Raw genomic sequence first — 18,420 nt, 5'->3', positions numbered from 1 at the left:
GGCTGGATGAGGGTGCGGATCAGAGTTGGGGGATGGCCCTGCTGATGAGCAAGGAGAGGTCTGAGGCCCATGCGTCGTAGCCGGCCGGAGTGCGGATCAGGTCGTTCCGGATCTCGATCAGGCTGTTTCTGAGGTTCTTCTCCTCCGCGCAGTAGGGGATGAACCAGTCGGTTTCGGTCTCGATCTGGTAGGGTTCGTTATCCCCGACCAGCATCTCAGGACGCGCCGCGCGGAAGTCGGCGGCGAGCTGCGCCCCGCGGCTCTGTTCCGAGGCGTAGAGGAAGCCCACGTGCCAGGGCCGGGCCCGACCGGCGAGGACCGGTTCGAAGCTGTGGATAGAATAGCCCGCCCGGACCGTCGGCAGGGCGGCGCGCTCGCGGCAGGCCTCGGCGTAGGGCTCGAAGATCTCGTTGACCCGCGCCTCGGTCTCTTCGTGGCTGAGGTTCGCGTTGCCGGGCACGACGGTCCCGTCGCTCACTTCGGGGATCGAATGCGGGGTGCGCGGCGGCCGGTTGCAGTCGATGACGAGCCGGCTGTAGCGCTGGACGATCAAGGTGCAGCCGAGCTCGGCTGCGATGGCGCGGGCGACGTTCTCGGCCCCGATATCGCTACCGATGTGGCGCCCGAGGTCCGCTTCGTCCAATCCCAGGTCGTCGAGGGCGGCGGGCACGGCCCTCCCGGCATGCTCGCAGACGAGAAGGATGTCGTCGCGCTTCGTCGGCTCGACGATCTCGACCGGTGCCGGATCACGTTCGGGGTCAAGCAGGGGTGCCTGGTCCTTGCCCGAAGATCCATTCGGCCCGCTGCGAACCTGGCTCTCCATTCTCTTCACTCCGTTCGCTGTCTGCCCAATAACTCACCGGTTCGAGCCCGTCGGAATCTCTGAAACAAGTCGATCAAAGTCAACTTGTGCAGCTTTGTTGACAGAAGTTTTTTGCGCCGCCAATCTCGCCCTGGGTAGCGACGTGAGGATCGGTTGGTGGGGGCAGCGGACCGGTGAGTTTGAGAAGCCAGATCGAATCCGTGTCCGACACGATGACGCCGGCCGAGCGTCAGCTGTCCGCGGTCATCCTCGCCGATTACCCCTTCGCCGGTCTCGAACCGATCCAGGAACTGTCGCAGCGCGCCGGAGTTTCGGCGCCCTCGATCTCCCGCTTTGTGAACAAGCTGGGATATCGCGGCTTCCAGGAATTCCAGCAGTCCCTTGTGAAGGAGCTGCGGGCCGGGAAGTCGTCGCCGATCGAGCTTCGGGAGTCCCAGGGAGGCGCGCCGGAGGACCCGCTTGCGGCGCATCTCGCCAGGGCCTCGGCGCTTCTGGCCGAGCTCGCCGAACAGATGCCCCGCACGCAGTTCGAGCGGGTGGTCGAGCTGCTGTCGGACTCCCGGCGGCGCATCTACATGATCGGTGGGCGGATGACCGACACGATCGCCCGGTTCTTCGTCGGCCACCTCCGGCAGATCCGGGCCGATGTCACCCATATTCCGTCGGACCCCGAGCTCTGGCCCGAGTACCTGCTGCGCCTCCGGCCGAAGGACGTCGTCCTCATCATCGACTTCCGCCGCTATCAGGACAGCCTCGCCCGGCTTTCGGTGAAGGTTCGCGAGCGTCGGGCGCAGACCATCGTCATCACCGACCAGTGGATCAGTCCCGCCAGCCGGGGCGCGACCGAGCTCATCCCCGTGCCGATCCATTCCGGCACCCTCTGGGACAGCTACGTCGCCGGCTTCGCGCTGGTCGAGGCGCTGCTCGTGCCGCTGGCCGAGCGGAACTGGGACGGCACCAAGGACCGGATCGAGGCCTGGGACGCCCTGAGAGAAACCAAGACGGAGACCCCTGAATGACCCTGCCAGAAGACCCGATGGTATTCGTCGGAACGACTGACCTTGCCGGTCTGCTCCGCGGAAAGGCCTTTCCGGTCTCGGCATGGGACAAACGGTCCCGTCGTGGCGTCGGCTGGACGCCGACCAACGTCCAGATCACCTGCTTCAACGCCATCGCGCCCACGCCGTTCGGGGCGCTGGGCGATCTCGTTCTCGTTCCCGATCCCGAGAGCCGCTTCCAGCTCCCCGGCGGGGACGGACGTCCGCCTCTCGATTTCGCGCTCGGCGACATCCAGAGCCTCGATGGGGAGCCCTGGGACTACTGCACGCGGTCGCTGGCGAAGCGGGCGCTGGCGGAGCTGGAGGCGGTCGCGGGGCTGAGCCTCGTCGGCGCCTTCGAGCACGAGTTCCAGCTCTCGGACGTGGCGCCCGTGCCCGGCGACAGCTACGGCTTCCGCGGTTTCCGCAGCGCACAGAGCTGGGCGCAGCACCTGATCGACGCGATGGCGGCGGCGGGGATCGGGCCCGATACCTTCATGAAGGAGTACGGGCCCTCGCAGTACGAGGTGACGACCGATCCCTTCGACGGCGTCCGCATCGCCGACGTCTCGGCGATCACGAAGCTTCTGGTGCAGGAGGTCACGACTCGTGCGGGCCATGCGGCGAGCTTCGCGCCGATTCTCGATCCCGAGAGTGTCGGCAACGGCGTCCATCTGCACATGAGCTTTCTCGACGCGGAGGGCGAACCCGCGACCTACGACGCCGACGCGCCCCACGGGATGAGCGAGGCGACCCGGCACTTCGTGGGCGGAATTCTCGCCCATCTCGACCAGATCCTCGCGCTGCTGGCGCCTTCTGACATCAGCTACCTACGCCTCACCCCTCATCGCTGGAGCGCGGCCTACAACAACCTCGGCTTCCGCGACCGCGAGGCCTCGGTCCGCATCTGCCCCGTCACGGCGAAGGACGAGACCAGCATCGCCCGGCAGTTCAACTTCGAGGTGCGGGCCATCGACGCCGCCGCGAGCCCGCATCTCGTGCTGGCCGCGCTGGTCTTCGCCGGGGTCGAGGGGCTGCGCGAGAAGATCGAGCCGCCCGCCGTCACCCAGGAGGACCTGTCGGAGCTTGAGCCCGACGAGCTCGCCGCGCGCGGCTTCGCGCGCCTGCCGCAGAGCCTGCTCGAGGCGCTGGAAAGGCTGGAAGGCTCGGAGGCGGTGAGGCGCTGGTTCGGGGCCGAGTTCGTGAAGGTCTACGCGGACCACAAGCGCACGGAGATGTCGGTCATCGAGGGTCTGAGCGACGCCGAGAAATGCGCCCGCTACAGCGAGGTCTACTAGGTCCGAGCGCGTAACGTACTTCTCGGTGCTTTGGTGCTGGAGCGTCGCGTTCCCACTTTCGTTCTTAGTTCTGCAACCGTTCTTGGGAACGGATGGGGCTAAGGCGCTGATGTCGCTCACATCACGTGAGACTTTTCATCGCCGACGAGATAGAGGCGGGTGGTCCGCCCGACGAGCTCATGATCCGGGCCGTGTCATCCATCCACGGCGAGACCTCGTCCGGCCTCACGGCTCTCACAGAGCAGCGCTCGCGCAGCTGGCCCGATGGGACCACTTTCGGCACGCTGGTGGAGACCATCGCAACCGAGCACGGGCTCGAGCCTGCGGTCGCGCCGAGCCTCGCAGGGGCGGTGCTCCCGCACCTGGATCAGGTGGACGAGGCGGACATCAATCTGCTCACTCGCGTGGCGCGGGATCGCGATGCAATCGTGAAGCCCGGAGGCAGCCGTCTCGTCCTAGCGAAGCGCGGAGCCAGCCTGACGGTCTCCGGTCAGCCCATGCCGGTGATCGCAGTCCGGCCTCGGGATGTTTCGACCTGGCGGGTCCGCAAGGCTCTGCGGCCGGCAGTGGGGCGGGTCGTCGCCAGCTACCGGGACACCGGGGCCGGGGAGCCGGTCGAGGTCACGGCGGGCGAGGGTGACCGGGTCCGTCGGCTGCGGCAGCGGTTCCCCGATGAGGCGAGCGCCCAGGCAGCTGCCGAGGCGGAATGGCGGCGCGGACAGCGCGAGGGCATCCAGCTGTCAGTCGAGATGCCGGGCAACCCGGACGCGGTTGCGGAGGCGCGGCTGCGCCTCTCCGGCTTCGGCGCTCCCGCTGACACCGACTGGTTGATTATTCGGGCAACACACACCGTCGATGGCGGAGGATATCGAACGGACCTGAGCTGCGAGAGGCTAGTATAAGGTTGTGTTGGAGAGTTCCGACGGAGTTTGTGGCTAAGGCTTGACAGATCTTGCGCCGCCCCGGCCGGTCGCGATTTTGGTGTTTGTAAGGCGGCATAAAATTTTCGATTGCGCTCGTTGCTGGCCAATGTGATATCAATAGGGTCAATTCCATTGCTGAAGCATCCAGGGGAGCGACCCGCTTGCGATTGATTGCGATATCGGGGCTTTTTTTCATCTCCGCTTCGGCGGGCCTAGCCCAAGTTATCGCAACCTGCACTGAGCTTGAAGGATTCACTACCTACTCAGACATGATGGGCGAGTGGAGTGAAGATCAGTTTAGCGAGGCGCAAGTTTCTCTTTTCTTAAACAGAGGTGGCTTCGATATCCGGTGGGGCGATCATAACTCGGCGCGCGAGTTGGGGCAGTCGATCTCCGTAGCATTGGAGGGCGATCGGAAAGTTACTCTATATGTTGGCTACATGTCGGGCAGTGAATTGTATACTTTTGATTTCGCGAACGATTTGGTTTTCTACTCTCGCCATAGGCAAGGGCTTTTTGATGCTTTCGGATCTTATGTAGGTAAATGTGAATAGTTCTACTGGGGTTGCGGGTCAGCTTGCCGCCATCCCTTTTTCGCCCGTCGATTTATGCACTCGAGCCGTTGTGGCGGCATCAAAGGACGGTGAAAAGCGCCAGTGGTTTGACGATGAATGAACTGCAGCTTGAGATTTCTCGATTTCTTGCGGCGCGAGCAAGAGAAGGGCGGCTAGCGACCTATCAGGAACTCGCTGCTGCTGTAAGGTGGCCACACCCTACTGGTCGGGGGATTGGCAATAATCTATATGTAGTACTAACATACGTACATGAATTACAGCTCCCCCCTCTGACAACGATCCTTGTGAAGAAGGGAGAGCGCTATCCGAGCCGCGACGCGTTGACCTATATCCGCGAAGTGACCGGAGAGATCGACATCCCAGAGGCACAAGGTCGAGTTTTTGCTTACGATTGGGGTAGTCATCCGGAGTTTCGTCTGATCACGGATGAACTTCCCGGCGGTCCCGAGCTTTGGCAGCAATCGCTCAAAGGCCCTTCCTTCACTGATATCGCGGGTCGGGGAAAGACTTTCCTGTTAAAATTCAATGGGGAACTGAACGGGCCTCAAGGGATCGCGCGGCCTCAAGAAGTCGGTGACTGGGACGATCAAGTCTTGCGAATGCCATGGAGGGTCCCACGCGCGAGTTCTCTTAGCGACAAGTCGCCTGGCCCACATCTCGCGGTCGGTGACATCCTATATCTTTGGGTTCACGAAGATGAGGAGTTTGGTTTCGGCCAAGGTCTTACCGGGATCGCGAAGGCAAAGAGGATAACCTCTGCAGTCGACGAGTTGCATATCCAACTCGGGGACCTAGCCCTTCTCAAGCGCCCTTTCGGTTTCCGGCATCTGAGCGAAGGTTTCCTAGAGTCAGGAGTTCTCAAAAAACTGAAAGATGACCCACGGCCGCGAGCCTGGAACCTCAGCAACGAAGAACGGATCAAGCTCGATCAGATTATTACGGAGATGTGCTCTCGTGGATCGGCCTCTCTGGAGGCTGCCGAGCTTGCACACCTGAGTGTTCTGGAACGAGCGCTTAATGAGCACCATGATGAAGTAATAGATGCTGAACGAAAGAGAAAAACAGCCATTGCAAAGGCCAGGCCCGAGCAATGGAAATTTAGGGAACAAGCGATGGAGCGACACGGTGGGCGCTGCGTCGTGACCGGTGCGAGTATCGCTGCCGTACTGGATGCCGCACATGTAATTCCACATACTGGTAATGATGAGTTTGAAGTTCCTGAAAACAGCCTAGTCCTTAGGCGCGATATTCACGCACTATTCGATGCATGTCTCATCGCAATAAATCCAAAGTCGGCACGGCTTGTGCTGGCGCCGGAGCTTGCCTCCTCTCCTTACAGAGAGCTTGCTGGCCGGACTATTCATCACAAGCTAGCTTCAGCACCTTTGGTATTTCAGTACACCCGGTTCAAGAGAGCAAACAGTTGACGATCCAGTCAGATCAAAGATTCTCTCAAGAATTCCAAAGCTGTTTCTGAAGTTTTTCGTAGGCCAGTAAGAGGCCTATGCTAAGTTCAAGATTAGGCTAACGAAGAGTAACCACCGCGGCAGCTATGTTTCCAAGCGGAGTGTTGAGAAACCAATCCCGATGCATTAATTCGCCATTCACGATGTAGAGGTCTGCTACATCGAAAAATTGGTACTCTCCACTTTCATCAGGTATGCGAATTCGACTCGCTGTCCCCGTCAAGGCAGCCTCTTCGTCGCTCACCTCAAATAGCCTAAAGTAATCCTCATTGGCGGTTAGCGCAACGTGCCTTAGAATTTCCAGCACCTTCTCTTCTTCTGTAATTCGCTCATCGACGAAATAGCAGCCGGCTTCGAGGCCGCCAACCGTGACGGATGTGCCGGCAGCAACCAACAGAGTTATTGGCGCAGTGAGAACAGCAAGCGCAGTTGCCGCAAAACCACTGCCTCCGATGATACCTATTGTTCCGGCCCCGGAAGCCCCGGCGAGCGTTGAACCCAACATCAAAGTTCCGCTGGTTGCATGTGGAAAGAAATATAGTCCCCCTATGGCCATGGTAGCCGGGCCAACCGTCGCGCCCGCGCTACCCGCTGTAACAGCAGCGGTAGCAGCCTTTGGACTGATCCACTGGCTGAGCCGGTAGTCGCATATCCCAGAAGATGAGCTCGTCGCCCAGACCACGGAAAGTACTGCGCCGAGACTTGAGATTCTGATCACTCGCTGAACTCCCCGAACAAAATAGTCTACATATCCTCTGTCTCCCCGGCCCGGAAAATCAAGCTCTCATGTCCCAACGCATTTTTCCCATGGCCAGGGGAGCTTGCTGCATGGGTTAGGACGCTGCAGTGTGCTGTTCCCACATTCACATTAGGTTCCGCCAATGTTCTTGGGAACGGTTCGGGCCAAGGTGCTGATTTTTCTTACATCAAGCGAGACTTAAAATCTCTAGGCCGAAAGGCCGTGCCGGTTCGAGTCCGGCCGCGGGCACCATTCCGAGATCTTCAGCGATGAACGGGGCACCTCAGCCGGCGACGGCGAGGAGGGCCCAGACCGTGGCCCCCGCGGCCAGGACGCAGGCGAGGGCGAGGCCGCGCGACACGGGAGGCCCGTCGCGTCTCAGCGCGGACTCGGCCCCGAAGGCCATGAGGAAGAGCAGTCCGGAGGCGACACCGAAGTCGGCCGGGCTCCAGCGGACGGCCTCGGTCAGCTGCATGGCGATGGCGGGGACGAGAAGCAGGAGCGCGGCCCCGGCATAGGGCAGCAGGCGCAGCCGGTCACGGTATCGGGACATGGGAAACTCCGTCGCGAGTCGGACAGAGGATAGCGCAACGTCCGGCCCGCGTAAGAGGGCCGGACGTTAGACCGTGCGTGGATCAGTTGGCGACGCGCTGGGCGGCGTAGACGATGGCGCGCTGGTAGTTGCCGCTGTCGTTCCAGGCGGAGAGGGCGCGGAAGTTCGCGGTGCCCTCGCCGTAGGGCTGACCGGCCTGCCAGCCGTTGGCGCGCAGCATGTTGGCCGCCGAGGCCAGAGCATCGCCCGCGTTGTAGGGGTCGGCCCGGCCGTCGCCGTTGCCGTCGACGCCGTAGCGGACCCAGTTGCCGGAGAGGAACTGCATGTGGCCGAGTTCGCCCGAGGGGCCGCCGGTGGTGTTGGACGAGATCACACCGCGGTCGACGAGTTGCAGCGCCGCGATGGCGTCGTCCTCGAAGCGCGGATGGCGGCGGCAGTAGGAGGCGAGCGTTACCGCGCCGCCCACGACGGGGGTCTCGCCCGTGTAGCCGCCCCAGCTCGTCTCGTAGCCCCAGATGGACACCAGCAGCTCGCCCGGGACGCCGTAGGCGCGTTCGATGGCGTCGTAGAACGAGGCGTTGTTGTTCAGTCGGCTGCGGGCGTTCGACACGAAGCTGTCGACGCTGGAGAACCGGCGGGTCAGGAATGTCGCCGGGTCGCTATAGGAGGTGCCGGTCTGGCTCGAGGGGTTCGATTCGAACCGCCAGGTGACGCCCGAGAGCTGCGCCTGCTGGAGCGCCTGCATGCCGCGCTGGCCGACTCCGGCAGCCTGGGCCTCTTGCCCGAGAGCCTGTTTGTAGGAGCCGAATTCGCCCTGGCTGGTGATGCAGGGCGCGGCATGAACGGCGGTGGCGGAGAGGAAGGCGAAAGCGATGGCGAGACGGCGCATGAAGCGGGCTCCGGAAAAAATGGCGTTATTCTTGGGCTAACATGGCTTGGCGAAGCGATCCAGCAAGCTTACTTCGCGCGAGGATGACATCTCGGAGACCAAAAGGACGCCTACGGGGACGGCTCACCGCCCTTCTCGTGCTGGTCCTCGCCGCCGGTCTGGCGGGCGGGGCGGCGGGGTATCGCGCGGGGCTCGCCCAGGCCGAGCCCGAAATCGTCGTGCCGCCTTTGCCGCTGACCGACACCGAGCGGACGACGATCTCGCTCTTCCAGTCGGCGCGCGAGAGCGTCGTCGCGATTTCCACCGCCGACACCGTGGTCGATCCCTGGACCCGGCGAAGCTACGAGCAGCCGGCGGGATCCGGCTCGGGCTTCCTCTGGGACGACCGGGGACACATTGTCACCAACGATCACGTGGTCGGCGGGCGCTCGACGGCGACCGTGGCGCTTGCCGACGGGCGCAGTGTCGAGGCGCGGCTGGTGGGGCGCGACGCGGCGCACGATCTCGCGGTGCTGCGGATCCGGGCCGAGGACCTGCCCGAGCCGCTCCAGGTCGGACGCTCGCGCGATCTCGAGGTCGGGCAGGGCGTGCTGGCGATCGGCAACCCCTTCGGCCTCGACTGGACCCTCACGACGGGCATCGTCTCCGCCCTCGACCGAGAGCTTCCCTCGCGGACCGGGCGGACGATCCGCGGACTCATCCAGACCGATGCCGCGATCAATCCCGGCAACTCCGGCGGCCCGCTGCTGGACAGCGCCGGGCGGCTCATCGGGGTCAACACCGCGATCTATTCGCCCTCCGGCGCCTCCGCCGGGATCGGCTTCGCCGTGCCCGTGGGGACCGTCCGGCGGGTGGTGCCGCAGCTTATCGAGAGCGGCCGGTACACCCCGCCCTCCCTCGGCATCGAGGTCGACAGCCGGGTGAATGCAGCGGTCAACCGGCAGGGCCTCGAGGGGGTTCTCGTGCTCGGTACCGTTCCGGGGAGCCCGGCGGCCGAGGCCGGACTTGAGGGCGCGAGGCTGGACCGGGCGGGGCGGATCGTGCCCGGCGACGTTCTGACCGCGCTCGACGGCGAGCCGCTGGAAGGGCTCGACGATTTCTTCGCCGCGCTCGACTCGCGGGAGCCGGGCGAGAGCGTGACGGTGACCCTGCGCTCGGGGCGCTCGGAGCGCACCGTCGAAATGGAGCTGGTGGAAGGCTGAACCGGAGCGGTCAGGCGCGCCACTGGAACGGGCGCTCGCCGGCGCGCGCCGCCTCGAGGATTGCCACGATGCGCTTCTCCCGCGTGGCCGGTCGCTTGGCGTTCAGGAGCTGTTCGAGCGCGGCGCGTTTCACCGAGCGCGGGTAGTCCTGCCACACGGTCTCCGTTCCCGGCGCGCCGTCGAAGGCGGCCTGCAGGTCCGGCGGGACAACGAGATTCTCCACATCGTCGAGCGCCGTCCAGGTGCCGTCCGCCCTGGCGCGCGCGACCGTTGCGCGGCCGGCCTCCGTCATCAGGCCCTCGGCCTCCAGCTCCGCCATGAGCGCCTTGTTCACGCGGCTCCAGTTCGAGCCGGGCTTGCGCGGCGAGATCCAGAGCATCGAACGGTCGGCGTCCTTGCCGCGCGTCAGGCTGTCGACCCATCCGAAGGCCAAGCACTCGCGCACGATCTCGCCGGTGGAGACATAGCGGTCCGCATGCGCCTTCTTCCAGGTGACGAGCCAGACGCCGCGCTCCCGCCCGTGATGCGCAGCCAGCCAATCGCGCAGGGCGGCGCGCGAGGTCACCTCGACCTCTTCTGCATCATCCAGCGGACGTTTCGCCATGACGCGATGAGAGCCGCGCTTCCGACGCCGATCAAGTCCCTTCGGTGGAACCGCCGCGCGTGCCGTGCGCTGTCCTCACGAGGTCGAGAGCGCGGACCCCGGTCCGCGCCCGGCATTGGCATGAAAAGGGGCAACCAGTGGAACGACCTCTCAAGGACAACGGCACACTTCGGGCCTGGCTGCTCGCGACCGTGGCGATCATCGTCACCGGCTTGGCCTTGCGCGCGATGACGCCCGTGCTGGTGCCCGTGGTCTTTGCCCTGTTCCTGTCGCTGGTCGTCGCCCCGATCGCGCGGTGGATTTCCGACCGGATGCCGCGCCCGCTCAAATGGCTGGGTCTTATGGCCGCCCTCGCGGTCGTGCTCGCCATCTTCGCGCTTTTCGGCTTCGGCTTCTGGATCGGCGGGCGGCAGATCGCGGCGGAGTTCTCTGATCTCCCCGAGCGCACCGACCAGCTCATGCAGAATGCCGGTCTTGCCGACCGCGAGCTGCTTGGCGTGCAGATCGAGCCGCTGCTGTCGAACCTCGCCGACCGGTCGATGCAGATCGCCTCCAGCGTCGCGCAGACCATGGTCAACTGGACGGCGGCCGGGCTCGCCGGTCTGGTGATCTCGGTCTTCCTGGTGCTGATGATGCTGGCAGAGGCCCCGCAATGGACCAAGAAGCTCTCTGCCGCGACCGACAGCGACCGCGGCCGGGCCTGCCGTTCGGCGACCGAGATCATCGCCCACAAGCTGCGGCTCTACCTCATGGCCCGGGCCGCGATGGGGCTGGTGACGGCGGCGCTCTACGTCGGCTGGCTCTGGCTCTTCGATCTCGACCTGCTGCTGGTCTGGGGGCTGCTGACCTTCCTGCTGAGCTTTGTCCCGAACCTAGGCTCCGTCGTCTCCGGGCTCCTCCCCGTGCTCTACGCGCTGCTGACCAAGGACTGGTCGACGGCGCTGCTGATCGGCGGCGGGCTCTTCGTGATCGAGCAGATCATCGGCAACTACGTCGATCCCAAGTTCCAGGGCCGGCAGGTGGCGCTGTCGCCGCTCGTGATCCTGGTGTCGATCCTGCTTTGGGGCTGGATCTGGGGCCTGCCCGGGACGCTGCTCGGGGTGCCGGTGATGATCGCGATCCTGATTGCCGCCGCGCATGTCCAGGAACTCAGGCCGCTGGCCTTGCTGATGAGCGACAGGACCTCGTACGACTGTCTCGATGCCGTCGTGCTGGAAGAGGACAGGGACTGCGAAGGGAACTGAGATGTGCGGGTTCGTCTGCCTCTGGAACGTCGGTGACGAGGAGTTGGCCGGGTCGATGATCCGGAAGATCGCCCACAGGGGACCGGACGCGGTGGAGGTGGCGACGCTGGAGAACGCGCCGGTCGTCATGGCGCATTGCCGGCTGTCGATCATCGGGCCCGAGGACGGGGCCCAGCCGATCTACCAGTCGAGCGAGATGCTCATCGCCAACGGCGAGATCTATAATCACCGGGACCTTCGGGCGATCCTCGGGGCCTCGGCTTTCGAGACGCAGAGCGACAGCGAGACGATCCTCCATCTCTTCCGCTCGGGAGAGGCGCGCTGGATCTCGCGGCTCGACGGGATGTTCGCCTTCGTTTTGGCGACGCGGAACAGGATCGTGGCGGCGCGCGACCCGCTGGGGATCAAGCCTCTCTACCTCGCGCGGATAGGGGAGGGCTACGCCTTCGCCTCCGAGCTCAAGGCCTTCGACGGGGTCGCGGTCGAGTCCATCGAGGCGATCCCGCCGGGCACGCTCTACGACAGCGAGGCCGGCTGGCGGCAATGGTACCGCACGCCCCATGGCGCGGCGGAGCTGGAGCCAGGCACCGACATCGACCGCACCGCCGCCGAGCTGCGGCTGGTGCTGGAAGAGGCGGTCGCGAAGTGGATGGTCGCCGACGTGGAGGTCGGCGCCTTCCTCTCCGGCGGGCTCGACAGTTCGATCATCGCGGCCATCGCGCAGAGGGTCCGGACGGACCAGGGCAAGGGTCCGCTCAAGACGTTCTCGGTTGGCACCGAGGGCTCGCCCGACCTGCTGGCGGCGCGGATGGTGGCGGAGCACATCGGCTCGGACCACCGCGAGTATGTCTTCACGGCGGAGGATCTCGCGGAAAACCTGAGGCACGTCATCTACCACCTGGAGAGCGCGGACGTGGACCTCGTGAGGTCCGCCATCCCCACGCTCTTCGCCGCGCGGCTGGCGCGGGCGGAGGTGAAGGCGGTGCTGACCGGGGAGGGCGCGGACGAGCTCTTTGCCGGCTACACCTACCACCACGAGTACGTGGACGACCCGCGTGCGCTGGCGGACGAGCTGACGCGGTCGCTGGGGACGATGCACAACATCAACCTTCAGCGGGTCGACCGGGTGACCATGGCCGAGAGCCTGGAGGCGCGGACCCCCTTCCTCGACCGGGAGCTGATCGACTTCGCCCAGTCGATCCCGGCGGCGCTGAAGCTCTGCCGGACCGATCCGGAGGCTGAGGAGGCGACCGGAGAGACCACCGAGAAGTGGATCCTCCGGAAGGCCTGCGCGGACCTGCTGCCGACGCGCCTCGTCTGGCGGAAGAAGGCGCAGTTCGACGAGGGCTCGGGCACCGTCGACGCCCTGACCGGGGCGCTGCAGCGGCTCACGGGTTTCGATGAGGTCGACCGCGCGGCGGAGGGGGCGCTCTACGAGCGGCTTCTGCGAGAGGCCTACCAGGACCCGGAGCGGATTCTCGAGAATGCCGGGACCTGGGACAGTGCGGATCGGGTGGCTGTTCCGGCAGACTGAGTGCGGGCGTCCAAATTTGGACGATGGGTCAAGGTTTTGTAATCATTACGTTTTAGGTGCGTTGAAAACGCACCCTACGGGGTGAGCATCCGGGCGAGGGCATCGAGGGCGGCCCGGATCGGCGGATCGTGCCGGGCCTCGGCGTGGCTCACGATCCAGCGGTCGTGGGCAAGCTCCTCGATCGGTCCCTCAACACGGCGGAGCAGCGGCTCGTCCGCGCCGATCTCGTCTGGCAGGGCGATCCGGCCCACGCCGGCGCGGGCGAGATCTAGGCAGAGACGCGGGTCGACGGCGGTCGTCACGATCCGGTCGCCCCGATGCGCGCGGAGCCAGCGCTGCGAGGGGGTTGCCGTCCCGTCGCGGTGGGTGGCGATGTAACCCTCGACCGCCTCCGAGGTCGCGTAGACCGAGACCGTGACCCGCCCCGCGCGTTGCCGGGCGAGCCAGGGCTGCTCGGGCGGGCCGTTCCGCAGCCCGATGTCCGCCTCGCGCCGGGCGATGTCGACCATCGAGGAGGTGGGCAGGAATTCCGGGATCCAGTCGGAGTCCGGGCTCCAGAACTCCGCGATGCGGCGGGCCAGCAGGCGCGAGGTCCAGACCCCGGCGGTGATGCGGACCCGCGGGCGCTGCGTACTCTCCACCCAACGGTCGGCGCGGCGGGCCACGGTGCGCAGCTCGCCGACCTCTTCCGCCAGCGCGCGGCCCTCGGCCGTGAGCTTGTATCCCTGCCGGCCCCGCAGGAAGAGCCTGCGCCCCAAGCGGCGCTCGAGCCCGGTCATCCGTCGGGAGAGGGTGGGCAGGGGCGTGCGGGTGAGCTCGGCCGCGCCCGAGAGCGATCCGGTGTCGGCGACCGCCAAGAACAGCGCCAGATCATCGAGAGAGGCCGAGGGTTTCATTTTCGGAATTCTAGTTGCCTGGAGTGCCAGTATTCAAGAGCGCTTGCTGCGCTCATCTTGGAGGTAAGCCGAATAACGCTTTCAAATCCAAGAGGAGCAGAGACATGATGCCGATCATCCGACCGCTACGAGTCCCGCCCCGGGCAGCACCTGTCCCGGAGTGCGAGATCATCCGCCGACGGATCGCGAGCCACCGGAAATGGGCACGCCGACGCCGCCTCCTGCGGATCAGGGCCGCGCTGCTCGGACGTACGCGGTCCGGTGCGGATCCGATCACGCCGCGCCCCGCCGCCCCGCTCGCGGCGCGGGCCTGAGGCACCGTGCGTCACCGCACATTCGCTGCGGTGCGGCGCACTGGAGATGCTGCCTCCGCAACACATCCTACGGGGCAATACTGGAACAAGGACGGAGGGCCGAGATGATCCCGATCTACAACGTCGTCACGCCGCGCGGCACCGAGACGCGAACCGCCATGGCGGATCTCGCCATGGCGCGGATGGACAGCCTGTCGGCCGGCACGCGTCCCACCGGTGTCCGCCGTGTCGCTGCGCGACTTGCCGCCATGACCGGCCGCCGGGGCCTGGCCGGAGGCCGGGCGCGGGCCTGACCCTCAGTCCCGCTTGCCTGCGAAGCGGGCCTGCCACTCGTCGCGCTGGTCGTCGGTGATCTTCGTGAAGAGGTTCTCCGGCACCTCGAAGGCATGGCTCGGACGCAGCATCGTCAGGGCCGCCGGCACATCCGTCGGCCAGCTGTCGTCGAGGCTGTTGAGCGCCCCCCGGATTTCGAGCGAGGCATTCGGGATGAAAGGCGACGACAGCACGCCGTAGAGGTGCGCCAGGTTGAGGGCGAAGCGGATCTGGCCGGCGGCCTTGTCCGGGTCCTCCTTATAGGTGGCCCAGGGGGCGGCCTCCTGCAGGTATTCGTTGCCCCAGACCCAGATCGAGCGCAGCGCCGCGGCCGCCCGGCGGATCTCGATGGCGTCCATGTGCTTCTCGTAGGTCCGGATCTTCTCGACCAGATCGTCCAGATCTTCCTGCGAGACGGGCAGGTCCTCGCCGCCCGAGGGCACGGCCTCGCCGAACTTGGAGCGGCAGAACTTGGTGACGCGGCTGACGAAGTTGCCCAGCACGTCGGCCAGGTCCTTGTTCACGCCGGACTGGAAACTCTCCCAGGTGAACTCGGAATCTGCGGTCTCGGGGACGTGGCTCAGCAGCCACCAGCGCCAGTAGTCGGCGGGCAGGATTTCCAGCGCCTGGTCCATGAAGACGCCGCGGCCGCGCGAGGTCGAGAACTGGCCACCGTCGTAGTTCAGGTAGTTGAACGACTTGATGTAGTCGACGAGCTTCCAGGGCTCGCGGGAGCCCAGGATCGTCGCCGGGAAGCTGAGCGTGTGGAAGGGGACGTTATCCTTGCCCATGAACTGGGTGTAGGTGACGTCGTCCGCGCCCTTGTCGGTGCGCCACCACTTCTTCCAGTCGTCGCCCTTGCCGGCCTCGACCCATTCCTGCGCGCAGGCGATGTACTCGATGGGCGCGTCGAACCAGACGTAGAAAACCTTGCCCTCCATGCCGGGCCAGTCCTCGGTGCCCTTCTTGACCGGGATGCCCCAGTCGAGGTCGCGGGTGATGCCACGGTCGCGCAACCCGTCGCCGTCGTTGAGCCACTTCTTGGCGATGGAGGTGGTGAGCACCGGCCAGCCCTCGCGGGTGTCGATCCACTGCTCCAGCTCGTCCTTCATGGCGGACTGGCGCAGGTAGAGATGCGTCGTCTCGCGCATTTCGAGATCGGTGGCGCCCGAGATGGTTGAATGCGCGTCGATGAGGTCCACCGGGTCGAGCTGCTTGGTGCAGTTGTCGCACTGGTCGCCGCGCGCGCTCTCGAATCCGCAGTTGGGGCAGGTGCCCTCGATGTAGCGGTCGGGCAGGAAGCGGCCGTCCTGCGGCGAGTACATCTGCGTCTCGGTGACCTCGCGGATCAGGCCCTGCTCGGCCAGCACGCCCGCGAAATGCTGGGTGAGCGCGTGGTTCTCCTTGGAGGAGGAGCGCCCGTAGTGATCGAAGGAGAGGCCGTAGCCCCGCGCGAGCTCGGCCTGCACCTGGTGCAGCTCGGCGCAGTAGTCGGCGACGGACTTGCCGGCCTTCTTCGCGGCGATCTCGGCCGGGGTGCCGTGTTCGTCGGTGGCGCAGAGGAAGAGCACCTCGTGACCGCGCGCGCGCAGGTAGCGGGCGTAGAGGTCGGCGGGCAGCTGGCTGCCCACGAGGTTCCCCAGGTGCTTGATGCCGTTGATGTAGGGCAGGGCGGAAGTGATGAGGTGGCGGGCCATGGTCGTCCTGTCGTCTCGGGGTCGGGGTCTCCTCTAGTGCAGGCGCGCCGCGGGGGCCAGTCAGTCGTCCCGGTCCCGCTCGCGGTCGCGCGCCAACAGCCGCCCAACGGTGAAGGTGGTGCGCGGGGTCCAGACGTAGCGGGTCCGCGTGGCGGGCGCGGCGCGGCGGCCCATCCGCGCGAGGCCGAAGAGCAGCAGCGCGATGTGGGCGAGCGAAATGAAGCCGAAGAGCGCGGCGGGTCCGAAGGCGCCGATCAGCGCGGAGGAGACGAGCGGCGAGGCGATGGCGCCGCAGGCGAACCAGAACATCAGGGCGGCGGAGAGCTCCACCCTCTCGGGGGCGGTTGCGAAGTCGTGGGCATGCGAGGCGGAGACCGAGTAGATCGGGAAGGAGGTCGCCCCGAAGACTGCCGAGGCGGCAAGGATCGCCGTGGTGCCCATGCCGGCGGCCGCCACGGTCAGGCCGCAGGAGAGCACGGCGCCAACGGAAAGGCCGATGAGGACCCAGCGGCGGTCGTACTTGTCGGCGAGCCAGCCCACCGGGTACTGCGCCAGCGCGCCGCCGCCGATCCAGGCGGCCAGCAGCACGCCGATCTGGTCGGCCGAGAGCCCCACTTCGGCGCCGTAGATCGGCCCGACCATCCGGTACGAGGCGGCGGTGACGGCGGCGGCCAGAACGCCGGCCACCGCGAGGGGCGAGCGGGAGAAGGCCAGCGCGGGGCGCAGGCGCGGGGTCTCGGGCGTGCCGGGCGGGCTGGACCGGGTGAGGGTCAGCGGCAGCAGCGCGGCGCAGGCGAAGAGCGCGAGGGTGTTGTAGGCGAGGTAGGTTTCGAGGTCCGCCAGCGCGCCGATCATCAGCTGCGCGAGCAGCGAGGCGCCCATGTCGGCCACGCGGTAGGCGGCCATGGTCCGTCCCCGGGTGGCATTGGTGACCGAGGACTGCAGCCAGGATTCCACCACCGTGTAGCAACCCGCGATGCAGAGGCCGGTCGCGATCCGCAGCACCGCCCAGGCCAGCGGATGGAAGACGATGGTGTGGGCAAGCAGCCCGATCGCGCCGAGCGCGGTGAGCGCGGCGAAACTGCGGGCGTGACCCACGGCGCCCATGAGCCGCGGCGCCCACCAGCAGCCGAGGAAGAAGCCGATGAAATGCGCCGAGCCCAGAAGGCCCACCTCGGAGCGCGAGAACCCGCCCGCGAGCCCCGTCAGCGCGTCGAGGGGTCCGACGCCGCCCGAGGAGAGCTGCAGTAAGGCGACCGAGAGGAAGAGGGCGGCGAAGGTCAGCAGGGTGCGCATGGGCCCTTCTTGCGCCGGGGCGGGCCGAGGGTCCATGCGAAAGCCGGGCAAGGGCTTTCGAAAGCCCTTGCGGGACGCGCCTTTGACAGGCGCGTGCCGAACGCCCGTCGAAGGGCGTTCGGGGGAAGGCGCTTCGAAGCGCCTTCGACGCCGTCACCGGGCGGTGTAGCCGCCGTCGACGAGGTGGTAGCTGCCGGTGATGAAGGAGGCCGCGTCGGAGAGCAGGAAGCAGGTCAGCTCCGAGACCTCCTCGGCGGTGCCGAGCCGCCCCGTGGCGTGCAGGCCCGCGAGCATGTCCAGCGTCTCCACGTCGAGGTGCTTGTCGAGCAGCGGCGTGCGGATGAAGCCGGGGCCCACGGCGTTGATCCGGACGCCGTCGGCGGCGTGTTCCAGCGCGGCGGTCTTCGTCAGCCCGACCACCGCGTGCTTGGCTGCGACGTAGGCGCTGGCCGTGGCGAAACCCACGGACCCCAGGATCGAGGCCATGTTCACGATGGCCCCGCCGCCTGCCTCGCGGATCGCGGGGATGCCGAACCGGCAACCGTAGAAGACGCCGTTGAGGTTCACGTCGATCACCTGTTTCCAGCCATCGAGCGGGTAGGAACCCGTCGGCTCGGCTGGACCGCCGATCCCGGCGTTGTTGACGAGCAGGTGAAGCCCGCCACCGTCCCGCGCGGCCTCGGCGATGGCGGCCTCGACCGCCGCCGGGTCCGAGGTGTCGAGGGTCGCGGCCCGGGCGCTGCCGCCGGCCTGGGCGATCTCGTCCGCGACCCGGCCCGCGCCCTCGGCGTCGAGGTCGGCCACGGTGACGCGCGCGCCGCCCGCGGCGAGCTGTCGGCAGATCGCGGCGCCGATACCCGAAGCGCCGCCGGTGACGAGCGCGGTCCTGCCTGTGAAGTCGAAAGCCATCGAGGTCTCCTGTCCTTTCGGGAGGGTGTCTGGCGGGACAATCACGCCTCGCGGGGAGGCGGGCCTTGATCTCGATCAGCCCGGCGTCTTGCGCTGGCGCTTTCCGGGG

The 18,420-nt window shown here is 66.3% G+C and carries 18 protein-coding genes and 1 tRNA gene; 10 read left to right on the top strand and 9 right to left on the bottom strand.

Annotation, left to right across the window (positions count from 1 at the left end; all coding sequences use genetic code 11):
- Window positions 1-19 precede the first annotated feature (19 nt).
- Window positions 20-823: an N-formylglutamate amidohydrolase gene (locus F3S47_RS03565; RefSeq protein ID WP_150443822.1), complete on the bottom strand. Its 804-nt coding sequence runs from the start codon at window positions 821-823 to the stop codon at window positions 20-22.
- Window positions 824-996: 173 nt separating this feature from the next.
- Between F3S47_RS03565 and F3S47_RS03560 the strand changes: the two genes are divergently transcribed.
- The 5 genes from F3S47_RS03560 (at window position 997) to F3S47_RS03540 (ending at window position 6,083) form a co-directional block, all read left to right on the top strand.
- The gene (locus F3S47_RS03560) at window positions 997-1,842 is read left to right on the top strand and encodes a MurR/RpiR family transcriptional regulator (RefSeq protein WP_150443821.1); all 846 of its coding nucleotides are present in this window, start codon (window positions 997-999) and stop codon (window positions 1,840-1,842) included.
- Window positions 1,839-3,158, top strand: a complete 1,320-nt coding sequence (locus F3S47_RS03555; protein ID WP_150443820.1) for a glutamine synthetase family protein — start codon at window positions 1,839-1,841, stop codon at window positions 3,156-3,158. The genes F3S47_RS03560 and F3S47_RS03555 overlap by 4 nt, the downstream gene beginning before the upstream one ends.
- 125 nt (window positions 3,159-3,283) lie before the next feature.
- Complete coding sequence (locus F3S47_RS03550; protein WP_150443819.1) at window positions 3,284-4,060, top strand: contractile injection system protein, VgrG/Pvc8 family; 777 nt, start codon at window positions 3,284-3,286, stop codon at window positions 4,058-4,060.
- A 182-nt stretch (window positions 4,061-4,242) separates the two neighbouring features.
- A complete protein-coding gene (locus F3S47_RS03545) occupies window positions 4,243-4,635 on the top strand; it encodes a hypothetical protein (protein WP_150443818.1) in 393 nt (130 codons plus the stop codon).
- A gap of 113 nt (window positions 4,636-4,748) precedes the next feature.
- Window positions 4,749-6,083, top strand: a complete 1,335-nt coding sequence (locus tag F3S47_RS03540; protein WP_150443817.1) for an HNH endonuclease — start codon at window positions 4,749-4,751, stop codon at window positions 6,081-6,083.
- A 97-nt stretch (window positions 6,084-6,180) separates the two neighbouring features.
- Here F3S47_RS03540 and F3S47_RS03535 read toward each other — a convergent pair whose 3' ends face one another.
- A complete protein-coding gene (locus F3S47_RS03535) occupies window positions 6,181-6,840 on the bottom strand; it encodes a hypothetical protein (protein WP_150443816.1) in 660 nt (219 codons plus the stop codon).
- Between the two features lie 159 nt (window positions 6,841-6,999).
- On the opposite strand from F3S47_RS03535, the gene F3S47_RS03530 reads away from it, so the two are divergent.
- Window positions 7,000-7,113 (top strand) — tRNA-OTHER (locus F3S47_RS03530).
- 31 nt (window positions 7,114-7,144) lie between these two features.
- Here the strand turns inward: F3S47_RS03530 and F3S47_RS03525 are convergent.
- Together F3S47_RS03525 and F3S47_RS03520 are read right to left on the bottom strand one after the other, a co-directional pair.
- A complete protein-coding gene (locus F3S47_RS03525; RefSeq protein WP_150443815.1) occupies window positions 7,145-7,414 on the bottom strand; it encodes a hypothetical protein in 270 nt (89 codons plus the stop codon).
- An 82-nt stretch (window positions 7,415-7,496) separates the two neighbouring features.
- The gene (locus tag F3S47_RS03520; protein ID WP_150443814.1) at window positions 7,497-8,303 is read right to left on the bottom strand and encodes a lytic murein transglycosylase; all 807 of its coding nucleotides are present in this window, start codon (window positions 8,301-8,303) and stop codon (window positions 7,497-7,499) included.
- 137 nt (window positions 8,304-8,440) lie between these two features.
- Between F3S47_RS03520 and F3S47_RS03515 the strand changes: the two genes are divergently transcribed.
- Entirely contained in the window at window positions 8,441-9,505 is a 1,065-nt protein-coding gene (locus F3S47_RS03515; RefSeq protein ID WP_223877704.1) for a S1C family serine protease, read from the top strand.
- A 10-nt stretch (window positions 9,506-9,515) separates the two neighbouring features.
- On the opposite strand, the gene F3S47_RS03510 is transcribed toward F3S47_RS03515, so the two are convergent.
- Window positions 9,516-10,109, bottom strand: coding sequence for a YdeI/OmpD-associated family protein (locus F3S47_RS03510; RefSeq protein WP_150443812.1), 594 nt, complete (start codon window positions 10,107-10,109; stop codon window positions 9,516-9,518).
- Between the two features lie 137 nt (window positions 10,110-10,246).
- Between F3S47_RS03510 and F3S47_RS03505 the strand changes: the two genes are divergently transcribed.
- Window positions 10,247-11,353 carry an AI-2E family transporter gene (locus F3S47_RS03505; protein WP_150443811.1) on the top strand — a complete coding sequence of 369 codons (1,107 nt, stop codon included), beginning with the start codon at window positions 10,247-10,249 and terminating at the stop codon, window positions 11,351-11,353.
- A 1-nt stretch (window position 11,354) separates the two neighbouring features.
- Window positions 11,355-12,887: an asparagine synthase (glutamine-hydrolyzing) gene (gene asnB / locus F3S47_RS03500; RefSeq protein ID WP_150443810.1), complete on the top strand. Its 1,533-nt coding sequence runs from the start codon at window positions 11,355-11,357 to the stop codon at window positions 12,885-12,887.
- Between the two features lie 74 nt (window positions 12,888-12,961).
- On the opposite strand, the gene F3S47_RS03495 is transcribed toward asnB, so the two are convergent.
- Window positions 12,962-13,783: a LysR family transcriptional regulator gene (locus F3S47_RS03495; RefSeq protein WP_150443809.1), complete on the bottom strand. Its 822-nt coding sequence runs from the start codon at window positions 13,781-13,783 to the stop codon at window positions 12,962-12,964.
- A gap of 418 nt (window positions 13,784-14,201) precedes the next feature.
- Here F3S47_RS03495 and F3S47_RS03490 point away from each other — a divergent pair, with 418 nt between their 5' ends.
- On the top strand, window positions 14,202-14,390 hold the full coding sequence (locus F3S47_RS03490; protein ID WP_150443808.1) for a hypothetical protein: 189 nt from the start codon (window positions 14,202-14,204) through the stop codon (window positions 14,388-14,390).
- Between the two features lie 3 nt (window positions 14,391-14,393).
- Here F3S47_RS03490 and metG read toward each other — a convergent pair whose 3' ends face one another.
- The 3 genes from metG to F3S47_RS03475 form a co-directional block, all read right to left on the bottom strand.
- Complete coding sequence (gene metG, locus F3S47_RS03485; protein WP_150443807.1) at window positions 14,394-16,106, bottom strand: methionine--tRNA ligase; 1,713 nt, start codon at window positions 16,104-16,106, stop codon at window positions 14,394-14,396.
- Between the two features lie 60 nt (window positions 16,107-16,166).
- Window positions 16,167-17,402 carry an MFS transporter gene (locus tag F3S47_RS03480; protein WP_150443806.1) on the bottom strand — a complete coding sequence of 412 codons (1,236 nt, stop codon included), beginning with the start codon at window positions 17,400-17,402 and terminating at the stop codon, window positions 16,167-16,169.
- A 153-nt stretch (window positions 17,403-17,555) separates the two neighbouring features.
- Complete coding sequence (locus F3S47_RS03475; RefSeq protein WP_150443805.1) at window positions 17,556-18,311, bottom strand: SDR family NAD(P)-dependent oxidoreductase; 756 nt, start codon at window positions 18,309-18,311, stop codon at window positions 17,556-17,558.
- Between the last annotated feature and the right edge of the window lie 109 nt (window positions 18,312-18,420).

This window comes from Histidinibacterium aquaticum (assembly GCF_008710275.1).
GTDB classification, from domain to species: Bacteria; Pseudomonadota; Alphaproteobacteria; order Rhodobacterales; family Rhodobacteraceae; genus Oceanicola; species Oceanicola aquaticus.
The sequence above is the reverse complement of the archived record's forward strand: the minus strand, read 5'-3'. Positions and strand labels throughout refer to the sequence as shown.

Coding starts and splice junctions, on each gene's coding strand:
- F3S47_RS03565 (WP_150443822.1), bottom strand. CDS start 823: ATGGAGAGCCAGGTTCGCAGCGGGCCGAATGGATCTTCGGGCAAGGAC.
- F3S47_RS03555 (WP_150443820.1), top strand. CDS start 1,839: ATGACCCTGCCAGAAGACCCGATGGTATTCGTCGGAACGACTGACCTT.
- F3S47_RS03540 (WP_150443817.1), top strand. CDS start 4,749: ATGAATGAACTGCAGCTTGAGATTTCTCGATTTCTTGCGGCGCGAGCA.
- F3S47_RS03525 (WP_150443815.1), bottom strand. CDS start 7,414: ATGTCCCGATACCGTGACCGGCTGCGCCTGCTGCCCTATGCCGGGGCC.
- F3S47_RS03520 (WP_150443814.1), bottom strand. CDS start 8,303: ATGCGCCGTCTCGCCATCGCTTTCGCCTTCCTCTCCGCCACCGCCGTT.
- F3S47_RS03510 (WP_150443812.1), bottom strand. CDS start 10,109: ATGGCGAAACGTCCGCTGGATGATGCAGAAGAGGTCGAGGTGACCTCG.
- asnB (WP_150443810.1), top strand. CDS start 11,355: ATGTGCGGGTTCGTCTGCCTCTGGAACGTCGGTGACGAGGAGTTGGCC.
- F3S47_RS03495 (WP_150443809.1), bottom strand. CDS start 13,783: ATGAAACCCTCGGCCTCTCTCGATGATCTGGCGCTGTTCTTGGCGGTC.
- F3S47_RS03490 (WP_150443808.1), top strand. CDS start 14,202: ATGATCCCGATCTACAACGTCGTCACGCCGCGCGGCACCGAGACGCGA.
- metG (WP_150443807.1), bottom strand. CDS start 16,106: ATGGCCCGCCACCTCATCACTTCCGCCCTGCCCTACATCAACGGCATC.
- F3S47_RS03480 (WP_150443806.1), bottom strand. CDS start 17,402: ATGCGCACCCTGCTGACCTTCGCCGCCCTCTTCCTCTCGGTCGCCTTA.
- F3S47_RS03475 (WP_150443805.1), bottom strand. CDS start 18,311: ATGGCTTTCGACTTCACAGGCAGGACCGCGCTCGTCACCGGCGGCGCT.